General features: G+C 67.9%; 3 protein-coding genes. 2 read left to right on the forward strand and 1 reads right to left on the reverse strand.

The window, feature by feature from the left end:
- Positions 1-44: 44 nt before the first annotated feature.
- Positions 45-605 (reverse strand): carboxymuconolactone decarboxylase family protein, encoded by a 561-nt coding sequence (locus KCH48_RS41800; RefSeq protein ID WP_210582873.1) that lies wholly within the window; start codon positions 603-605, stop codon positions 45-47.
- A gap of 67 nt (positions 606-672) precedes the next feature.
- Here KCH48_RS41800 and KCH48_RS41805 point away from each other — a divergent pair, with 67 nt between their 5' ends.
- Complete coding sequence (locus KCH48_RS41805) at positions 673-1,038, forward strand: helix-turn-helix domain-containing protein (RefSeq protein ID WP_210582874.1); 366 nt, start codon at positions 673-675, stop codon at positions 1,036-1,038.
- Between the two features lie 7 nt (positions 1,039-1,045).
- Positions 1,046-1,718, forward strand: a 673-nt coding sequence (locus KCH48_RS41810; protein WP_210582875.1) for a transposase, incomplete at its 3' end; no start/stop codon positions are given.

The raw sequence follows: 1,718 nt of genomic DNA on the forward strand, positions 1-1,718 counted from the left end.
TGTCCCGCAATGTTGGGCAACGGTCAGGCCCATGCCGGGTGGAGTTACCCCTTCGGGAATCGGGCGCCCCAGGTCTCCTCCTCCAGGAGGAGCCCGTTGGCCAGATAGCTGATGGTTCGGTACCAGCCGATCAGTACGAGGAGTTCGAGTAGCTGAGCGTCCTCGTAGTGAACGCGCAGGGCATCCCAGGCGGACTGCGAGAGCTGGGCCGTGTCGTGCAGTTCGTCGACTGCGTCGATCAGTGCGGCATGGCGTGGCGGCCATGTGGCACTGGCTGCCGTATCGGTTTCGGTGGTTGCCCGTAGCTGTTCCGGGCTGAGTCCGGCCTGCTGGGCGAGAGTCGCGGCGTGCACGCCCCATTCGTAGGCGCAGCCGGCACGCGCGGTCACGCGGGCGATGACGATCTCGCGGTCGATGGCCGGGAGGAGTCCATGGCCCAGCAGCCCGGCGCCCAGGGAGAACATGCGTGAGGCCAGTTCCGGGTTGCGGTGGAGTACGCGGAACAGCGCGAGTGGCTCGTGCGGCACGTCGGGAGGCATCCACCGGCGGAGTGCCTGGTCCACGGAGGCAGGGTAGGGCGGATTGAGCGGTTCGATGCGCGGCACGGGGCACCTCCTGCTTCGATTTCCGAATCACTATGATGCTTCGAGAACCGAAGCGCAAGGAGTGGGCATGGAAGCCAGAGCGCCACGGCCGGGTGTGCCGGTACGAGGGTCCGAGTCGGGTCGACCAGTCATGGCGGCACTCGACCTGCTCGGACGACGCTGGACGATGCGCATTCTGTGGGAACTGAGCCAAGCCCCGGCCGGCTTCCGGGAATTGCAGCGCCGATGCGAGCGCATGTCCTCCAGCGTGCTCACCACCAGGCTCGACGAGCTGACCGGCGCCTGCCTGCTCACCCTGCAGGCAGATGGCTACCACCTCACCCAGCTCGGCCAGGACCTCGTCAAGGCGCTGAGCCCGCTGGACGCCTGGAGTCGACGATGGGCCAAGGCGACGGGCAACGGCACGACCGGAGGGTCCGAGGGCTTGAAATGATCACAGCGTGGCTGGTGTGATCACGGCGTCGGTGTCGTCCTGGACAGCTCCGTTCAGCGGACTGAGCCCGCGCTGTTTCGGCAAGTTGGTGACCGTGGTGCGCCGCGAGACCGCGGGTGAGAGGCGGCGCGGGCGGCCGTGGAGCCTGCCGCTGGAGGACCGGGTGCTCTTCGCGGCGTACTGGCGCACGAACTTGACACCGCGCCGGCTCGCCCCGCTCTTCGGTATCTCCAAATCGGCGGCCAATCGGATCATCGACCATCTCGGCCCGAAGATCGCGCTCCGGCCGCGCAAGCGGTTCGGCAAGGACACTGTCCTCATCGTGGACGGCACCCTGGTGCTCACCTGTGACCGCACGATCGCCGAGCAGTCGAAGAACTATCGGTACTCCACTGGCCACCAGGTCGTCATCGCCGCCGGCACTCGCCTGGTCGTGGTGGTCGGCCGACCGTTGGCCGGCAACCGCCACGACTCCCGCGGCTGGGAGGAGTCCGGGGCCAAGGCTGCGGTCGGCGCCACGATGACCATCGCGGACGGCGGCTACCAGGGCACCGGCCTGGTCATCCCGCACCGCCGGGCCGGCGGAGAAAGCGAACTGCCTGCCTGGAAGGAGCAGCACAACCGCTCCCACAGGCAAGTTCGCGCCCGTGTCGAGCACACCTTCGCGCGCATGAAGGGCT

This window comes from Streptomyces sp. GESEQ-4, assembly GCF_017948455.1.
Lineage (GTDB): Bacteria > Actinomycetota > Actinomycetes > Streptomycetales > Streptomycetaceae > Streptomyces.

Coding starts and splice junctions, on each gene's coding strand:
- KCH48_RS41805 (WP_210582874.1), top strand. CDS start 673: ATGGAAGCCAGAGCGCCACGGCCGGGTGTGCCGGTACGAGGGTCCGAG.